Below are 19,563 nucleotides of genomic sequence, written 5' to 3'. Positions count from 1 at the left end.
TGTTATGTAATTTTGCTCCAAGCCACCTTTATAAATAAATTGCTATCTTTGCAAAAGAAAATTAATCAGGAATAGTCGGCAACCCCACTATTTCACAGAAAGACATCAGAAGATAGACACCAATTATGAACGTCAGTCCTAAAAATCTTTGGGATAATTGTCTCCAGCTCATAAAGGAGAATGTGACCGAGCAGCAGTTCGATACTTGGTTCCGTCCGATTGTACTCCAATCGTACAAGCCGGCATCCAAGACACTGTTGGTTCAGGTCCCAAGCCAATTCGTATATGAGTATCTGGAGGGACATTACGTAGACTTGCTGCGTAAGGTCTTGACGCGTGTCTTCGGACAGGGCGTACAGCTGACGTATCGTGTCATGGTTGACCAGGAGCATCACTTGTCACAGGACTTGCAGCCGGATACAGTGGAGGATATATCCTCACAACGTCCTACAGCCCGTGGCAATCAGAGCCCTACTGTACTGGATGCAGTGCCACAGGACCTTGATTCACAGCTTGATTCTCATAAGTCATTCAGCAACTATGTGGAGGGTGACAGTAACAAGTTGCCCCGTTCCATCGGTCTTTCTATTGCTGAACACCCCAATACAACACAGTTCAATCCGATGTTTATCTATGGTCCTTCCGGCTGTGGAAAGACCCACCTTGTGAATGCTATCGGATTGAGAACAAAGCAGCTTTATCCGCAGAAGCGTGTGTTGTATGTCTCTGCACGACTGTTCCAGGTACAGTACACCGATTCTGTACGCCAGAATACTACCAATGACTTCATAAACTTCTATCAGACGATTGATGTGCTGATAGTAGATGATATACAGGAATGGGCTACTGCAACGAAGACGCAGGATACCTTCTTCCACATCTTCAACCACCTTTTCCGCAACGGAAAGCGTATTATCCTCGCAAGTGACCGCCCTCCAGTAGATCTGAAGGGGATGAACGACCGCCTGCTGACACGTTTCTCCTGCGGTCTGATAGCTGAGCTGGAGAAGCCTAACGTACAGCTTTGTGTGGATATTCTTCATAGCAAAATCAAGCGTGACGGACTCAATATTCCAGAGGATGTAGTGCGTTTCATCGCCGAGACTGCCAATGGTAGCGTGCGTGACCTGCAGGGTGTGATAAACTCGCTTTTGGCTTACAGTGTTGTCTACAACAGTAACATAGATATGCGACTGGCAGAGCGTGTTATCAAACGTGCGGTGAAGATTGATGATGAACCGCTGACCATTGATGACATCTTAGATAAGGTATGCTCGCATTATAATGTTACGACGACAGCTGTCAACTCACGTTCGCGCAAGAAAGATATTGTAATGGCACGACAGGTGAGCATGTATATGGCACAGAAGTACACGAAGATGCCTGCAAGCCGTATCGGTAAGCTCGTCGGAAACCGTGACCACAGTACGGTGATTCACAGTTGTACGAAGATTGAAGACCGGCTGAAGGTTGACAAAGGATTCTTTGCTGAGATTGCAAGTATTGAGAACTCTTTTAAGTTAAAAGCATAAGATAAATTGTTGGAAAAGTCTGCTACGGGTTTGTGGCAGACTTTTTTGTTGACTGAAGTCTTAATTTCTTTACTGATAACAATCTCTATTCTGCTCTGAAAAATCATTACAATGGAAGAGTGTACTTTTGCTTTAAAAGTCCAAAAATGTACTTTCAAGAATGACTATGTAACTGGCAGAGAATCAAATGCTTGCAGAGGCGAGTAAGAAAAGATGCTTTGTCAGGGTTTAAAAGGGCGTTAGTAACATGCCAAAAGAGCATCAGTTAGACGTCAATTCAGCCTTAATTGCAATGCGAGAAAGCATTGTTAAGAAGTAGTGTGATGAAAAATCAGGACATTTGATGAGAAATGGAAAGCTGTTGTTTACTTTTCCTTCCTCTGATGGTTAGGGATATAACTGCCATAGTATTCTTATAGATTCTACCTGCTCGTCTGTTAAATAATATAAAGAAGAAGTTTTTTTCAAGCAGAATATGCTTATGTTACCATTAGGTAACTTATCTTTGCGATTATAATTTGATAACATCAATGCAGAGGATAGAATGAGAAATAGGGAACAGACAGCGCAAAGAATCCTCGAAGCAGTTGGGAGTATTATAGAGAATCAAGGCTTCGAGAAGGTTGGAATCAATGCTATTGCTGCCGAAGCTGGTGTTTCTAAGATGCTTATTTATAGGTATTTTGGCGGACTTGAAGAATTGGTTACGCAGTATTTACTCCAGAAGGACTACTGGGCTAATACAGATATTGATGATATTAATCGGGAAGCGGTGGGTGAGAGTATTAAAAGTATGTTCTGCAGGCAGATAGAGCAGCTCCGAAATGATGTAACGTTAAGGCGGTTGTATCGGTGGGAATTGTATAGTAATAATGTGAATATCCAGCAACTTAGAGATAAGCGAGAGGAGAATGGCTGCAATATAATCAGGATGGTAAGTGCATTGACGGGTTGTTCTGACACCAAAGTGGCTGCCTTAGCCAGCATTCTATCGGCTTCAATCAGTTATTTGGCATTGATGGAAGACCAGTGTCAGACGTATAATGGTATTTGTCTGCAGACAGATGAGGGGTGGGACCAGCTTGTGCAGGGTATAGAAATGATAATTGATTTATGGATAAAAAGTTTTCATGAATGAAAAGATTGGTAGTTGTATTAATTATTTTATGGGTATTATGAGTGATGTTATGGCGCAGAATGCGGATTATCTGTTTATGATTGAGAATGCAACCAAGGCTCCGTCGGGGCATAATACACAGCCTTGGCTGTTTAGGATAGGAGAGTCGGAGATTGATATATATCCTAATTTCTCACGAGAATTGATTGCTGTTGATCCCCGTCATCGTGAGTTATTCATCAGTCTGGGCTGTGCTACAGAGAATCTTTGCGTTGCAGCACAGCAGAAAGGGTATCGGACGGAAGTACGAGTTACCAATGATTCGGTTATTCGGATCCTGATTGCAAAGGATGAGAATGTGCAGACTGGTACCTCATTATTCCCTCAGATTGCTGTAAGACAGACGAATAGAAGCGTTTATAACGGTAAGATAATCCCAGAGGATAGTATTTTTCAGCTTAAAAGCATAGCTGTGGAACCGTCTGTCAACGTACATTTTTATAAGAATGGAACACTTGATTATGCCAGGATAGCCGATATGATTTATGCTGGAAATAGGCTGCAGATGAATGATAAAGCATTTAAAACTGAGCTTGCAGAGTGGATGCGTTATAATAAGAAACATCAGAATAAGACACGGGATGGCTTGAGTTATGCTACTTTCGGGGCTCCGAATGTACCTCTTTTTATAGCTAAATTTGTTATGTCGAAGGCTGTTAATGAGAGAATACAGAATAAAGGGGATCGGGAAAAGATAGCTTCTTCTTCCCATTTTGTGCTGTTTACGACGAAAGACGACACAGTTGAACAGTGGATAGCACTCGGTAGAACCTTGGAACGACTGCTCCTGCGTTCTACGAAAATGAACATAGCGAATGCTTATTTCAATCAGCCTAATGAAGAGGCAGGGCTTGCTAGGGATATGGCAAAGTTGCTTCAGATATCCAATGAATACCCGACTATTCTTATAAGATTGGGTTATGGGAAGCAGATGCCTTATTCGTTAAGGCGTGATTATAGGTTGTGTATTCTTCCAACGGAATAAAGTAGAAACTAAAAGTGAAGCCCTTTGGCAGCAAATACTAATTGTTCATAAGGGGTTATCTGTGTTAGTTGTGAGAAGTACTAACAACTGGATCGGGCAAAATTCTGCCATGAAGAAAGCCATATCGACATCTCCGTAAGGGGATGAAGATATGGCTTTGTCGGTTTGTAGAATTCAAGTTGTTATATTTTATGGGTGCGGTATATCAGGTAATCTCCGTCCGCATGGATAGTAAATTCGTTTGAGAGAGCTTCGTTCAAGATTCCCTGCCATAGTTCGGTGAATGGATAGATGTCCCATTTGAGTCCGTTGCTAATCAGCTCTTTGCAGGTTGCATTGAAGATACTGACTTGCTGTCCGGGGAAAGAGTCAAAGCGAGTTGTACCCGATGCTGGTACGAAATACCCGTAGTCGGTTATCATTACGGGGTTGATGCCTAACTGACGATAATAATAGAGCATGAGGGATATGTTGCCCAACGTGTGATCCTCACGTTTCCCTGTTGCTCCGAGGTAACAGAAGCAGGGACGAGTATGTGTAGACGCATCCATCTTCAGATGTGAACGGGCAAAGAGGGTAGCCTTGGTGAGGTCGTTAAACTCCTGCTCTGAAATCGGATGATAGATGTGCGCATAGCGTTGCTTAAGTTCTTCGGAAAGCGAATCGCCATCACCTACCACAGCTGTCGGTTCTATCTCATATTCAAGTAATTCTTCCAAAGCACCGTCACATGCAATCAGATTCTCCGTAGTACGTAGGATGCGAAGAGGAAGAACGTGATTGGGAAAGTCGCCTGCAGCAAGGATGACGGCGGAAAAGGAGTCCTCCCCTAACCCCTCCAAAAAGCCTCCCCCCACTCCTCTGAAAGGAGGGGAGTGCCTGACGGAAGAAACTTCCCCTAACCCTTCCAGAGGAGGGGGAAGCCTGACGGAATGCTCGTTGGGTGATAGGGAATTTCGTTGTTCCTTGTTATTCTCTTTGTCATTGATAATCATTGCCTTGCTGTTCTATATTGTTATAAATCCTCTTTCGAGATGCGCTGTATTTCTTTATTTGTTGTAGTAACTTCTCCTTCAACCTATGAAAGTAGTTTTGGAGAACTTTGAAGGAACCTTTATTCCGTTAGGCACTCCCCTCCTTTTGGAGGGGTTGGGGGAGGCTTCTCTTCCACTTATAGTATCCTGCCACAGCAATAACGGCATAAAAGGCATAGAGTCCTGCGGTGAAAGGAATCTCTTTATATAAGTAAAGCCCTGCCAGCTCGATGTCAACAACAATCCATATCCACCATTGTTCGATGTATTTCTTTGCCAATGCCCATAGTCCGATGAAACTGAGTGCGTTGCCGAAGCTGTCTAATACTGGTACGTTGGAGTTGGTGAAGTTGATGAGGATGAGGTAGAGTGCGCCCCAGATGAGTAGGAAAGCGAGTAGGGAAGGGAATATCAACCGATGTGGGTAACGTGTGATAGGGATTTCCTCGCCATCCTTTTCCCGTCCGAATTTCCAATACAAGAAGCCATAGATGGCTGCCAATGTATAGTAAATCTGCATTCCAAAGTCTGCATACAGCCCAGCCTCGTAATAGACAAACATATAGATGACAGGCATGATAATGCCCGTCAACCAAAGCCATATACTCGCTTTGTATTCCTGGTAGATGTAAATTAGGCCGACGATGCAGCCCAGCATGTCTAATGTCATAATGATAAAAAAGCCTCACCCCCAACCCCTCTCCGAGTGGAGAGGGGAGTGAAATGTGATATTTGCTAAAACTTATATGCAACAATAGAATAAAAGGTGAATAAAGAGACTGATAAAATATATTATCAATAAGTAGGGAAAGCTCGGTATCTACTCCCCTCTCCATTCGGAGAGGGGCTGAGGGTGAGGCTGTTAGAACTTCAACGTAACATTCCCCATCACATTAAAGCCTGCCATTGGGATGAAACCAATCTGTGTATAGCGGTTCTCATTAGGATGACCGTCGTTGTCGAGGATAGAGCTGTACACCCATCCACTGGCTGCATAATGACGGTTGAAGATGTTGTTGAGGTTCACACCGAAGACAGCTTCCTTCAAACCGACAATGTGCTTGGTAGGACGGAGGATATAGCTAAGGTTGACATTCGTCTGTGAATAGCATGGCAGCGAACGCGTCATGTTCTCAGTATTATCCAGATACTGACGACTTACGAAGTTTGTATGCCATACAGCCTCAAAGTCTTTGTAATGGAGATTGAGCATACCATTGAGGATAGCAGATGGTGAGAACGCCAAAGTAGAGTGGTTGTAATGAATCTTACGGAATGAAGACTCCCAGTCTACACTTGCCATCTCGTCAAAGTCCTTGATGATATTGCGGCTCAGGGCAGCGTTACCCTCAACGGTCAACCATGACAGTGGGCTCCATCCAGCCTCTATCTCAGCACCCATTCGGTAGCTGTTCTTGATGTTTGTGGTCAGATTCTCACCAATATCACTCTGTGCACCCGTCTGTACAAACTGGTTGTTATAGTCCATATAATAGAGATTTACACCTGTGCGCCAGTTCTTTCCGTTGAACTGATAGCCCATTTCAATATCCATCATACGCTCTGGCGAAGGTGCGGGATAGCTACCGTTGTTGGTGAAGTTGTTACGTTCTGGCTCACGATTAGCGTACGCAATAGATGCGTAAGCCTTGTGACCGCCACGATAATAGCTGATGCCGGCTTTCGGATTGACGAAGTCATAACGCTCGCTAATGTCCAAGAGCTGGTTCTGATAGCCACTTCCCGCTTTATAGAAACGGTCGTTCTGACCATCTGTCATATACTCCACGTGGCGAATCTGCAAATCCATAAACACGTTCCAATAGTCTGCAAAGTTGTATTTTGCCTTGAAGAATCCGCTGTAATCATACTTATGTGCGTCAGAGTCGTAATACTTATAATCCTTTCCACCAGCACGATACTTCGCATCCGCCTCCTCATTCTTTATATAAGTGAGGTAGCCGAAGTGGCTGCCATGGAACTGCTGAAGGTTCAGTCCGCCCGTTACATCCCAGTTCTCGTCCTTGTAGTTGCTGGTGTAAACGATGCCGTATGTGTGCTGTGACAAGCCTTTACGGCGTACGAAGTCAGACTTCTTGATAAACTTACCATTGCTGTCCGTGAATGCCAAGCCGAATTTCGCAAACTTTGTGTTATGCTTGAATTCGCTGTAATAACCGTAACCATAGGTGTAATGCAGTGTTATGTTGTGACTCCAGTGGCTTGATGGCTGGAAAACAAACGATAGGAGGTTGTGATTCTGATAGAAATTATCCGTCGTCTTGTTCCAGAATGAGCCGTCACGCATCGTGTAACGGGCTGTCTGATAGTTGCCGTTTGCATCTTTGATGAAAGCCCCCTTGGCATCGGTCTGCAGATATTCATAAAGTTGATTAAACTTGCCCAAACCTCTTTCATACATATCTTTATAGGTTGTGATGCCTGTCTTTGCACCGTAAGTGCCATCCATCAGGCTCAAGTCATTGCTACCCGTAACGACACCGTTCCATGCCTGACCAGTCTTCTCAAAGTTGCCGATGTTCTTATAACTGATGCGGAAGTTGTCGCCCAACCAAGTCAGACCACCATAATAAGAACCCGAACGACCGCTTGTACCATGTATATATCCATCTGTCGCAGTCTCGTGATAAGCTCCGTCGAAGACAAGATGATTGAACAGCAGACCCGTAGAGAACTTCACACCAGCGTTATACGTATTGTATGAGCCGTATGAACCACTCACCTCCACGCTTGGTTGTCGGCTTGGTGCACTCGTCGCCAACGACACCGAACCACCGAAAGCACCGTCACCATTGGTTGATGTTCCGATACCACGCTGTATCTGTACACTGCCCATGAGCGAAGCGTAGGAGTTCATGTTTGCCCAGAAAACGGTCTGGTCCTCAGGTGAATTGAGCGATACTCCGTCTAACGTAATATTGATTCTACTACCCGCAGCACCACGAATGCGCATCGCTGCCGTACCCGTTCCGAGTCCGTTCTCGCCCCAAGCCAATACGCCCGGAGTCTGAGCAAGGAGGAATGGCATTTCACGTCCACTCTTAGAGAACGCTTCAAGTTCAGTTTTTTTGATGTTAGACACAGCGTATGGAGCACTCTTTGATGCACGCACACCCGCCACAATGACCTCGTCAAGCAGCTGTTGTTTCAGCGTGTCAGTCATTGTTTGCGCCTTTATACCTGCCACGCAGGTCAGTGCAGCAGTAAACAGGATAATTCTTTTCATATCCCAGGTTGATGATATTAAGATAAAATAAAAAGGGGAAATCTTCCTACGACGGCATTATCCGTATCAGGTCAATGGGTATAATCTCAGCAAGCCCAAACAGGCAAGCACCCCTTAGTTTCCATTCTGAAAACCGATGCAAAAGTAATACATTCTTATCAAACCACCAAATGTAATCTGTACAAATTATGAGTGGAGGAGTTTTCGCAGTCTTCCTTTCTCCTTTTCCTCAGTGCCTGAATACATATTGTTTGATACTTGAACTACCTGTAAGCCTTTTATCAAAGGAACTTCGGACAAGGTAAAGTTAGGATGTTAACAAGTCTCCATGCCTCTGTGTAAGACTTTTATATTTCTCATATAGATTCGTGTCATCCGTGAGAATATGAATAGATTATACCAAACATTGTAAAGAAAATTCTAATACTGAAAATGAGAAGGGCGTTAATTGGCTTTCAATTAACGCCCTTTTGGCTTGTAAAAGATGCCCTTTAAGACTCTTACTAACGCCCTTTTGAAGTCCAATTAAGCACCTTTTGTTTTACACCCTTGTAACTGATTGATTTTCTGTTAATTGCAAATTTGCTTTTTACACGTGTTTGTCGCCTTTATTTTAGGTGTATTACCCGATTTTATGTAAATAATTTTCAAGACATTCCTGTGCGAGGAAATATAAGGCTTAAAGTAACAACCATCCTATATGTTTTATCCTTGAGACTGCCCTTTGTCTCTGGCCATTCGTGTGTGAAAAGACTTTCCAGAAGCGTATTAATCTTATGGGACATCATTCTCCTCGTATAACTAAAAACTCTTCTAAACACTACATAAAATCGTGACTTGTCATATTCTTATCTCTTGAAAGGAAGCAAGCCTTCAATCCATTTGGGACGGCTTTGCTCGTATTTGTCATTTGAATCGGGCGATGAAACAGACAGTCCCATCAAGCGGATCGGGTGGTCATGATATTCTGTATCCTTCAGCAGCTGCTTGGCAAGGGGCAGGATGTCGTCTTTTGTTCGGAGAACTTTCTCCTGTGTAAGGCTGCGTGTTATCTGCGTTGTGGCATCCCACTTCAGTTTTAGTGTGAGCGTTCTACCCTTAAAGTCGTTCTTCTTGATTCGTTCAACTAATTCCAAAGTGACATGATAGAGTTCGATGATAATCTTCGACTCTATGTGCAAATCCTCAAGAAAAGTGCGCTCACACCCCACTGACTTACGTTCATACTCAACAATGACGGGACGATTGTCTATGCCACGTGAGAAATCATAGTAGACATTACCCATCTTGCCGAACACCTGCACGAGGTGTGAACGCGAAATCTGCCGTAACTGCTCACCTGTAAATACACCCATGTCGTGCATCCGTCTTGCTGTCTTCGGACCTACGCCCCACAGTTTCTCCACAGGCAACCGCCCGATAAAATCGAGCGCACGTTCGGGATGCACCGTGAAAATTCCATTCGGTTTGCGCATATCAGAGGCTATCTTAGCTAACAGCTTATTGTAACTGACACCAGCCGAGGCAGTCAGCGAAGTACGCTCAAATATCTTCTGCTTGATTTCCTTAGCAATGTCAACGGCAAGTTCTATCCCTTTTTTATTCTCCGTCACATCAAGGAAAGCCTCATCAAGTGAGATGGGCTCGACCAAATCAGTATATTCATGGAAAACGGCATGAACCTGTCGTGAAACCTCTTTATACCTGTCAAAATGCGAAGAAACAACTATCAGCTGCGGGCAACGCCGTTTTGCCTGTGCCATTGACATAGCAGAGCGTACGCCATAGGTACGTGCCTCGTAGCTGGCAGTGGAGACGACGCCACGAGGTCCGTCGAAACCCACAGCTACCGGCTTCCCACGGAGGTCGGGATTGTCCCTTTGCTCCACCGAAGCAAAAAAGGCATCCATATCTATATGAATTATTTTGCGCATAAACAGCCCTATTTTCCTTACAAAGGTACAGTGAACGGCGGAAAGATAGGCATTTCTGACTGAAAAATAAATAAAAAACCGTATCTTTGCAACAAAATAACAGAAATCGAGTTATAATAGCAATACGGGACTAAAGAACAAATAATAAAATGAGAGAAAACGGGAGTCATGATGCGATGGGTAAACTGCAACGCTGCTTCAAACGAGCCTTCGACATAGCAGCTGCGCTTACAGGCATCATTATCTGTTCACCGGTATTTCTCGTCATAAGCATCCTTGTCACTTATCAGGGCAACGGTCCGATATTCTTCCGACAGATTCGTATCGGATATAAAGGACGCCCCTTTGCCATCTTCAAGTTCCGTACAATGAGCAGTGTCGTTGAGGAAGAAGGACCGCAGCTTGTTGCCAAGTGTGACAGCACGAACTCTACCCGGCTGGAACGGTTCCTGCGTGGACATCATCTGGACGAACTGCCGCAGCTTTGGAATGTACTGCGAGGTGACATGTCATTCGTAGGTCCGCGTCCCGAACGTAAGTTCTTTATCGATAAAATCATGGAACATACTGACCGCTACCAGCTCATCTATGAGATGCGGCCGGGACTGACATCAGAGGCAACACTCTACAATGGTTATACCGATACGATGGAGAAGATGCTCCGACGAATGGAAATGGACATCCATTATCTGGAGCACCGCACATTGTGGCTTGACCTGACTATCATCATCAAAACTGTTCTCAATATCGTTACTGGAAAAAAATTCTAAATAAAAAAATGAAGAAATATATTCTACTCGTATTGCTCACGATATGCGCCTTGAATGGCTTTGCACAGTCGTCCATGACGGATACACAGGTAATGGACTTCGTGCAGAAAGAGCATAAGAAGGGGACTCCACAGGCACAGATTGTCACAAAGCTCATGCAGAACGGCGTAGACATCTCACAGATACGACGTGTGAGAGATACGTTCTTGAAAATGCAGAAAGGAAATGCTGCTTTTGGGGCAACGAAAGAAAGCAACACGACTGACCGCAGTCGTACTAACAACGGACAGACAACTCCGGGAAAGAGTAAGAGACAGATTGCAGAAGCGACACTTGACGACTACAACGCAAATGAGCTGGAGGTGAGCAGATACTCTGAAGGACGCATCTCGCCTAATCGCTCATGGACAAACACATACGATGAGAATGATGGCGAATACCTGAAGATGCAGGCTGAAATGAATGAGTGGATGCCACAAGATACTGTAATACTATATGAGAACTTACTGAAGCAGCTGAGCCGTAACCGTAAAAAGGTCTGGGGGCGTGACATCTTCAATAATAAGAGCCTTTCTTTTGAACCAAACATGAACATGGCGCTGCCCAGCAACTACCGTATAGGCCCTGGTGATGCTGTGTTTATCGATGTATATGGAGCTTCACAGAAATCGTATCAGACGACCGTCGCACCTGACGGTTTCGTCACCCTGGACGGTTTTGGTCCTGTTCAGGTGAGTGGGTTGACCGTAGCACAGGCTAACAACCGCATACGTGAAAAGCTGGGCAAGCGGTACAGCAGTTCGAGTATTCGCCTCTCTGTAGGTCAGACACATACGATTATGGTGAACGTTGTTGGCGAGGTGAAGACACCAGGAACCTACACCCTGTCAGCCTTTGCCACGGTATTCAACGCACTTTATATGGCAGGTGGTATCGGTGATTTGGGTACATTGCGTAACATTAAAGTGTACAGAGGAGGCTCGCTCATCAGTACTGTTGACGTGTATGACTTCCTTCGACGGGGACATCTGAGCGGCAACGTGCGTCTGGCAGATAACGATGTTATCGTTGTTGGTCCTTACGAAATGCTTGCACAGATTAGTGGTAAGGTGAAACGTCCGATGTTCTATGAAATGAAACGTGGCGAAAGTCTTGGTACGCTTATCGGTTATGCTGGTGGTTTCTCTGGTGATGCCTATACCCGTTCGGTTCGTGTACGTAGAAAGACAGGTCGCCAATACTCTATCTTCAATGTCAACGAGTTTGATATGCGAAACTTCCGTGTGTCAGATGAGGACTCTATCAGCGTAGATTCTGTTATTCCGAGATATGAGAACATGGTTGAAATCAAGGGAGCTGTGTTCCGTCCGGGTATGTACGAGGTTGGTGGACGTATCAACAGCGTGCGTGGATTGATTGAAGCAGCGGACGGACTGACTGAAGTGGCATTCGCTCCACATGCCGTATTGCATCGTAAGAAGGCTGACCGCACGCTGGAAGTGATTTCTGTTGATGTGGATGGTATCCTTACAGGGCGTGTTGCTGACATACCAATGCAGAATGAGGATGTGCTCTTTATTCCTACTCGCACGGATGCCCAGGAACAGCGAACAATAACCATTCATGGTGAGGTACTCTATCCAGGTATCTACCAATACGCTGACAATGAGTCGTTGGAAGACTTTATCTTGCAGGCAGGAGGATTGAAACAGACGGCATCAACGGTAAGGGTGGATGTGTCACGTCGCATCACCAATCCGCAGGCACTTGCCCCAGATTCCATCATTGCACGCACTTATTCCTTCTCGTTGCGTGACGGATTCGTCATTGATGGTGCACCGGGATTCGTACTTGAGCCTTTCGATGAAGTGTATGTCCGCAAGAGTCCGGGTACGACTAACCAACAGAATGTTAGCATTGAGGGGGAAGTGTTATTCGCAGGAAACTATACACTGACCTCAAGAAAGATGCGTCTGAGCGACATATATAAGGCAGCAGGCGGTGCAACTGACCTCGGCTATATTAAAGGTGCACGCTTAGAGCGTCGCCCCACGCCAAGCGAACGTATACGCATGGAGAATGCTTACAAGATGCAGTTGGAACAGCAACGTAAGAATATGGTCAACTTAGCCGTGAAGACCAAGGATGCTGGTGTGCTTCAGGCAGTAGAGCAGAATAATAAGAAGTTAGAGGAGAAATTCCAAATCCCTGACGTATATCCTGTTGGTATCGAGTTAGATAAGGCGATTGCTAATCCAGGAAGTGATGCCGACATCGTTCTGCGTGAGGGCGACCGTATCGTTATCCCACAATATAACGGAACAGTCAAGATCAATGGTGCTGTTATGTTCCCTAACTCTGTCGGCTATGTTGAAGGCAAGAATGTAGCTTATTACATTGATCAGGCAGGTGGCTTTGCCAGTGATGCCAAGAAGAGCAACACTTATATCCTTTATATGAACGGCATGTTAGCGAAGGTAGGACATAATGCCAAGGTACGCCCTGGTTGCGAAATCATTGTTCCGACAAAGGTACAGAGCAAGATGAGCCTTGCTGAAACCCTCAGCGTCGGTTCAAGTGCAGCCAGCATCGCAGCCGTCATTGCCACGATTGCAAACTTGCTGAAGTAAGGAGAAAAGTCATTTAGTTTAATACTACCATATATTTAAAGCTTCAAGCTAATGGAAAACGAAGAGAATGTAAAACAAATAGATTTACGATTGGTATTAAAAAGGATTAGAGAACATAAAAAACTTTTCCTTATAATTTTGCCAATTACAATTGTATTGTCATCTTATATTATCCTTTGTGTACCAAGAACATACACAAGCGAAACGGCTATGGCACCAGAAACAAGTTCGAATGTAGACGCAAGTGGTTTAAGTGATATTGCTTCTTCATTTGGTTTTGATTTGCCAACAGGGAAAAATATTGACGCAATTTCTCCTTTGCTCTATCCAGACTTAATGAAAGATAATGGTTTTGCAACAACTCTATTTAAGGTAAAAGTACAAACTATTGACAAGAAAATCAAAACAGACTATTATAATTATCTTAAACTTCATACAGAAACAGCTTGGTGGAATAAATTTTATTCATGGTTGTTAGTAAAATTAGCACCTAAGAATAACACCTTAAATATAGTACCAGATAAATTTGACCCGTATCAATTATCTAAAATCGATGATGAGCTTGTAAAGGGAATGAGAGATAATATAAAAATAAGCACAGACAAAAAAACTGGTATTATAAGTATTGCCACGATAGCACAAGACCCTATGGTAGCAAAAATGCTTGCAGATGCTACAAGAAAACAACTGCAAGAATATATTATTGAATACAGAACAAAAAAATTAAGAAATGATGTCGAACATTATCAAAGCCTTGTAAATCAAGCTAAGCAAGAATACGAAAAGGTTCGTAAGGAATATGGGCAAATAAGTGATGCCGACATAGATGTTGTATTGGAAAGTGTAAAACTAAAACAAAACGATTTGGAAAACGATATGCAGCTGAAATACAATACTTACACAACTCTTATGGCACAACTTAAAGCTGCCGATGCGAAGCTGCAAGAGCACACTCCTGTCTTTACAACGATACAAGGCGCAGAAGTTCCTGTAAAGCCTTCAGGGCCTAAAAGAATGTTATTTGTGCTCGAAATGTTTATATCTGCGTTTATTATTTTGTCAGTTTACGTAATAAGGGATATACTACATTAACTTTAATATGCCCTATATAAAAGAATCAGCAAAAACCAAAAATATAGCATCGAACACACTATTTTTGTTTGTTCGTATGTTGGTTATTACATTTCTAAACCTTTATATTGTACGTGTTATCATCAAAGGGTTAGGAGTTGAAGATTATGGAATTTTCAACACGATAGCAGGTGTAGTAACAGTTGCTTCTTTTTTAACAGGTGTACTTTCACTTTCAGTTCAAAGATTTTTCTCTTTTTATATTGGGAAAAACGATATTCAAAAACAAACTGAGATTTATTCTTCGTGTATTAACATCATTGCAATACTTTCTATTCTCATTATCCTACTATTTGAAACGATTGGATTGTGGTTCGTTAATACTCAATTAGTAATTCCAGCTGCAAGAATGACAGCTGTTATATGGTTGTATCAATTTACCATATTCACATTTATTTTTTCTTTATTTCAAATTCCATATACTGCAGCTATCTTTGCTCACGAAGATATAGGTGTCTATGCTGTCGTATCCACTGTCGAATGTTTACTTAGATTAGGAGCAGCCATACTTATTGGAAAGTTTATGATAGATAATCTTTCTTTTTATGGTATGTGCCTGTTAATTAGCAGTATCATTATTTTCACGATATATATGTGGTATGGAAAAGCACACTATAAAGAATGTCATTACCACAAAACCACAGACCGAAAACTATATAAAGAGTTACTTTCTTTCTCTGGTTGGACATTATTTGGCAATGTTGCTAATATAGGAATGCAGCAAGGAAATATTATCTTGTTGAATATATTCTTTGGTGCAACAATAAATGCTGCATTTGGTGTTGCCTTACAAATTAATAATGCTTTTGGAGCATTGTGCAACAGTATCATCATTCCTTTGCGCCCTGCAATGATAAAAGCGTATGCTGAAGAAAACTTCAGCTACCTTAACAAGCTCTTTTCTGTTGGCAACAAACTTATACTCTATGCTCTTTTAGCTATTGGCACACCCATTATCTTAGAAATGCCAAACATTTTGAATTGGTGGCTGAATATTACAGATGAGAGCTTTATTTTATTTGCGCGCCTTATCATTATTTATATAGTTTGCCTTTCGATGAATAATCCGATTACAGCAATTATTCAAGCAACAGGTAAAGTTAAAGAATACCACCTAAAAGTAGAAAGTATTACTCTACTATGCTTACCTATTTCGTGGCTTTTCTTCACATTCCATTTGCCTTCTTATTTTGCCCTAATTTCTATGATTGCTGTATCAGTAGTCGCACATACTATAAGATTGTTTTGTCTACGCAAATATTATCGCAGTTTCTCTATAAATTCTTATGTTACAACTTTATTACTTCCAGGAATCACAATATTGATACTTGGAGTTGGGAGTAGTCACCTACTACAACAAAATATTGATAGCAATTTTCTACGAGTACTTTTTATTTTCCTTTACTCCCCTACTTTCTTTATAGTATCTGCTTTACTATTAGGAACGAACAAATCGGAAAAGAAGGTTATATATAGTTATGTTCATTCATTTATAACAAAGCGCTTATGTCGGTAATTGAAAATAATTATATACTATCCTTATTTCTCATAATCTTATGGGTTATAACCTTTATTTGGTATCAACGCAAAAACAAGAACTTTGACGCTGGTAGCTTTATTATTGTAATGTACATCATCTATGCTGTCTTTTCCATTATGACCATTAACGATGATTCTATTCCACAACTTACAAACTATGAACCATTAACGCTTTTCCCTTATTTATATTTATACGTGATGATGATGATAGCACTAACACCGGCTATCTACCACCATACCAATTCAACCGACAGCATAGAATATCCGCAGTCAAACATCTTACGAATAATAGCAACCATTATCATTGTCGTTGCTATTTTGAACCTACCAGGTATCGTGTCTGATTTCCGTAATGGGCTAATGTCTATATTTACAGATGCAGAAGCAGGAAAAAAAGCCTATATGGAACAAATAGACAATGCCTCGAACGTAGGTGGAGCTATTCGCAATATACCTGCAATCCTCTTTAATTCTTTCTCTGACATTGGTATTTTTCTGTTATTCTACTTTATGACGATGAATAAGAAAAACCATAAAATCATCTATGGCTTACTCTTTGCGAATGTTATTAATTTAATTATGCCTGTTATGCGAGGGCAGAGAAGTGGAGTTGCCTTAGCCTTTCTAACCATAATCTGTGGATATTTCCTATTCAAACAATACCTTTCAAAAAGACTTAATAAGGTTATAAAGAAAATAGGAATCGTATTTATAGCCATTATTACATTGCCTGTAGCAGCAATTACCATCAGTCGCTTTGGCTCTGAAAAAGCCGGAGTAGCAACTTTTATCAACTGGTATATTGGACAAGGAAATATATACTTCAACAACCATGCTTTAGACGATAACGGACTTAGATATGGAGACAGAACTTTAAATCTATTTAAAAGGTTAGTAGATTCCAAGACTTCTATGAACTACGTTGAACGTCGAGAAATCTATTCAAAACTAAAAATAAACGATGAAGTCTTTTCTACGTTTGTAGGCGACTTCACCATTGACTTTGGTCCCTTCTTCGCAGTGATAATATTTATAGTTTTCAACTTTTTCGTTATCTATTCTTTTCAGAAAAACAAGACAAATAATAATAAGATAAAACTGCACCAACTATTACTTTTATATTTCACAGTCTGCATAAGTGCGCAAGGCGGAATGTATCTGTTTTCGTACTCAGACACAAGAAACTTAAACATAATTGTGCTCGCTTTACTTTATTATTACTTGAAATATCACGAAGCATTACTCGAGAAGTTTCCTCTTAAAAAACAAAATAAATAATGAAAGTAAGAGTTATAGCATATTATTTACCACAGTTTCACCCTATTCCTGAAAACGACGAGGCATGGGGTAAAGGCTTTACTGAGTGGACAAATGTTGCAAAAGCAAAACCACAATTCAGAGGACATTATCAACCCCATATACCTGCAGACCTTGGTTTCTACGATTTACGCCTGCCTGAAATCAGGGAGCAGCAAGCAGCTTTAGCAAGGGAATATGGCATTGAAGGCTTTTGCTATTATCATTATTGGATGGGAAGAGACAAACTACTGCTTCAACGTCCTTTCCAAGAAGTATTGGAATCGGGTAAGCCAGACTTTCCTTTCTGCCTTTGCTGGGCAAACCATGAATGGACAACAAAAACGTGGCAGAAAGACGGAAAGAACAAGGTTATAGCTCCAATGGAGTACGGCGGAGAGAAAGACTACACTGAACATTTTAATTATGTACTTCCTGCCTTTAAAGATAAAAGGTATATTACGATTGACGGAAAGCCTATTTTCGTAATCTATGACCCCTATCACTTTAAAGATATAAGCATCTTTATGGAGATATGGAGAAAGTTGGCAGAAGAAAATGGATTGCCTGGGATTTACTTTGTTGCACAGATAGCTAACACATCGACTATCAAACGCAATGCTGACGGAACTTTAACTCGTGTCATACCAAATTTAAAGGATAGCAAAGAAGTGTATAACAATATACTTGCCTTAGGGTTTGATGGTATCAATTCTTATGGAAAATCGCGAGGCGAAATGTGCTATCAAGGCAAAACCATGCGCATCGTTAAACAACTTTTGCACAAGAAGCTGCCATTCTTACCTTCGCTCAAATTAGAATATCCAAAGGTCGTAAGTAACTTCTTTGCTCCTGAAGATAAATGGGATAATGTATATCCAATGATTATACCGGGCTGGGACAGAACACCACGCGCAGGAAACAGCGAAGGAATTTATGTAAACTCAACACCAGAGAACTTCAAAAAACATATCGCACAAGCATTGAATATAATTGAATCAAAAACACAAGAACATAAAATCCTGTTCTTGAAGTCTTGGAATGAATGGGGAGAAGGCAATTATGTTGAGCCAGATTTAAAATATGGCCATGCTTATTTGGATGCTATAAAGGAGAATATATTATGAAAAAAATACTTCTAACATTTGGAACACGCCCGGAAGCCATAAAGATGGCACCGCTTATTTTAGAATTAAACAAACACCGCGATAAAGTAGAAACAATCGTGTGTGTAACTGGTCAGCACCGCGAAATGCTTGACCAAGTGTTATCTATATTCAAGATAAAACCCGATTACGACTTGAATATCATGAAGAAGGGTCAAGACCTATATGATATTACAAGTAAGGTGCTGTTGGGATTACGAGATATTTTCAAACAAACCCAACCCGATTTAATATTGGTTCACGGCGATACAACTACCTCTATGGCTGCCGCTTTAGCTGCATACTACCAGCAGATACCCGTTGGGCACGTTGAGGCAGGATTGCGTACCTATAATATATATAGCCCATGGCCTGAAGAAATAAACCGCCAGCTGATAGGTAGAATTTCAAACTACAACTTCTCCCCTACTTCAACAAGTTCTACCAACTTGATAAAAGAAGGAGTAAACGAAACTTCAATTCATATTACAGGAAATACAGTCATCGACAGTTTGTATTGGGTTGTTAATAAAATAAAGTCTGACGAACAGCTGAACATTAAGCTAAAAGAAGAAATAAAGACTTTTGGTTACGACATTGACAGACTGCAAGGCAACAGACGTATGGTCTTAATAACTGGGCATCGACGCGAAAATCTTGGCAATGGCTTCATTCATATCGCACAAGCTATTCAAGCACTTTCAACTCAATTCCCTGATGTAGACTTCGTATATCCTATGCACCTCAACCCTAATGTGCGCAAGTCCATATATGAAGTCTTGGGCAACGACCTATCCCACTTCTCCAATATGTTCTTCATAGAGCCTTTGGAATACCTTAGTTTCATATATATGATGGAGAAGGCAGACATTGTTCTAACAGACAGTGGCGGAATACAAGAAGAAGCTCCGAGTCTTAAAAAGCCCGTGTTGGTAATGCGAGATACTACCGAACGCCCAGAAGCAGTTGAGGCAGGAACCGTCATTCTTGTTGGAACTGACAAAGAAAAGATTGTTAGCAACGTAAGCAAACTATTGACAGAGCACAACCACTACCAACAAATGGCAAAGGCTATTAATCCTTATGGAGACGGAAAAGCCTGTGAAAGAATTGTCAATATCCTGTTAAATCTATAAACAGAAT

General features: G+C 41.9%; 14 protein-coding genes and 1 riboswitch. Of the genes, 10 read left to right on the top strand and 4 right to left on the bottom strand.

Annotated features, from left to right (window positions below; translation table 11 throughout):
* The first annotated feature begins 125 nt into the window (after positions 1-125).
* The 3 genes from dnaA to ADJ77_RS10540 all read left to right on the top strand — a co-directional run bounded on the left by dnaA (position 126) and on the right by ADJ77_RS10540 (position 3,694).
* Positions 126-1,532 (top strand): chromosomal replication initiator protein DnaA, encoded by a 1,407-nt coding sequence (gene dnaA, locus ADJ77_RS10550; protein ID WP_025078123.1) that lies wholly within the window; start codon positions 126-128, stop codon positions 1,530-1,532.
* Positions 1,533-2,076: 544 nt separating this feature from the next.
* Positions 2,077-2,670, top strand: coding sequence for a TetR/AcrR family transcriptional regulator (locus ADJ77_RS10545; RefSeq protein ID WP_025078124.1), 594 nt, complete (start codon positions 2,077-2,079; stop codon positions 2,668-2,670).
* The gene (locus ADJ77_RS10540; protein ID WP_234398089.1) at positions 2,663-3,694 is read left to right on the top strand and encodes an Acg family FMN-binding oxidoreductase; all 1,032 of its coding nucleotides are present in this window, start codon (positions 2,663-2,665) and stop codon (positions 3,692-3,694) included. The genes ADJ77_RS10545 and ADJ77_RS10540 overlap by 8 nt, the downstream gene beginning before the upstream one ends.
* Positions 3,695-3,876: 182 nt before the next feature.
* Here ADJ77_RS10540 and ADJ77_RS10535 read toward each other — a convergent pair whose 3' ends face one another.
* The 4 genes from ADJ77_RS10535 to dinB all read right to left on the bottom strand — a co-directional run bounded on the left by ADJ77_RS10535 (position 3,877) and on the right by dinB (position 9,909).
* On the bottom strand, positions 3,877-4,689 hold the full coding sequence (locus ADJ77_RS10535) for a thiamine diphosphokinase (protein WP_025078125.1): 813 nt from the start codon (positions 4,687-4,689) through the stop codon (positions 3,877-3,879).
* A gap of 127 nt (positions 4,690-4,816) precedes the next feature.
* Complete coding sequence (pnuC, locus tag ADJ77_RS10530) at positions 4,817-5,398, bottom strand: nicotinamide riboside transporter PnuC (RefSeq protein WP_025078126.1); 582 nt, start codon at positions 5,396-5,398, stop codon at positions 4,817-4,819.
* A 192-nt stretch (positions 5,399-5,590) separates the two neighbouring features.
* Complete coding sequence (locus ADJ77_RS10525) at positions 5,591-7,975, bottom strand: TonB-dependent receptor (RefSeq protein ID WP_050696390.1); 2,385 nt, start codon at positions 7,973-7,975, stop codon at positions 5,591-5,593.
* A 26-nt stretch (positions 7,976-8,001) separates the two neighbouring features.
* Positions 8,002-8,100: riboswitch (TPP riboswitch) on the bottom strand.
* Between the two features lie 723 nt (positions 8,101-8,823).
* Positions 8,824-9,909: a DNA polymerase IV gene (dinB, locus tag ADJ77_RS10520; protein ID WP_025078127.1), complete on the bottom strand. Its 1,086-nt coding sequence runs from the start codon at positions 9,907-9,909 to the stop codon at positions 8,824-8,826.
* Between the two features lie 149 nt (positions 9,910-10,058).
* Between dinB and ADJ77_RS10515 the strand changes: the two genes are divergently transcribed.
* From ADJ77_RS10515 to wecB, 7 genes are read left to right on the top strand one after another with little or no spacing between them, the layout of a single operon-like run.
* The gene (locus tag ADJ77_RS10515; RefSeq protein ID WP_025078128.1) at positions 10,059-10,679 is read left to right on the top strand and encodes a sugar transferase; all 621 of its coding nucleotides are present in this window, start codon (positions 10,059-10,061) and stop codon (positions 10,677-10,679) included.
* A gap of 8 nt (positions 10,680-10,687) precedes the next feature.
* Positions 10,688-13,309 carry an SLBB domain-containing protein gene (locus ADJ77_RS10510; protein ID WP_050696389.1) on the top strand — a complete coding sequence of 874 codons (2,622 nt, stop codon included), beginning with the start codon at positions 10,688-10,690 and terminating at the stop codon, positions 13,307-13,309.
* A gap of 51 nt (positions 13,310-13,360) precedes the next feature.
* Positions 13,361-14,401 carry a Wzz/FepE/Etk N-terminal domain-containing protein gene (locus ADJ77_RS10505; protein WP_025078129.1) on the top strand — a complete coding sequence of 347 codons (1,041 nt, stop codon included), beginning with the start codon at positions 13,361-13,363 and terminating at the stop codon, positions 14,399-14,401.
* A 7-nt stretch (positions 14,402-14,408) separates the two neighbouring features.
* Positions 14,409-15,956, top strand: a complete 1,548-nt coding sequence (locus tag ADJ77_RS10500) for an MATE family efflux transporter (RefSeq protein ID WP_025078130.1) — start codon at positions 14,409-14,411, stop codon at positions 15,954-15,956.
* The gene (locus ADJ77_RS10495) at positions 15,947-17,257 is read left to right on the top strand and encodes an O-antigen polymerase (RefSeq protein WP_025078131.1); all 1,311 of its coding nucleotides are present in this window, start codon (positions 15,947-15,949) and stop codon (positions 17,255-17,257) included. Before ADJ77_RS10500 ends, ADJ77_RS10495 begins: the two co-directional genes overlap by 10 nt.
* A complete protein-coding gene (locus ADJ77_RS10490; RefSeq protein WP_050696388.1) occupies positions 17,257-18,402 on the top strand; it encodes a glycosyltransferase WbsX family protein in 1,146 nt (381 codons plus the stop codon). Before ADJ77_RS10495 ends, ADJ77_RS10490 begins: the two co-directional genes overlap by 1 nt.
* Complete coding sequence (wecB, locus tag ADJ77_RS10485; RefSeq protein ID WP_050696387.1) at positions 18,399-19,556, top strand: non-hydrolyzing UDP-N-acetylglucosamine 2-epimerase; 1,158 nt, start codon at positions 18,399-18,401, stop codon at positions 19,554-19,556. The genes ADJ77_RS10490 and wecB overlap by 4 nt, the downstream gene beginning before the upstream one ends.
* Positions 19,557-19,563 lie beyond the last annotated feature (7 nt).

Source organism: Prevotella fusca JCM 17724 (assembly GCF_001262015.1).
Classification (GTDB): Bacteria; Bacteroidota; Bacteroidia; order Bacteroidales; family Bacteroidaceae; genus Prevotella; species Prevotella fusca.
Note: the sequence above shows the minus strand (reverse complement) of the source record. Positions and strands in the feature narration are given on the sequence as shown.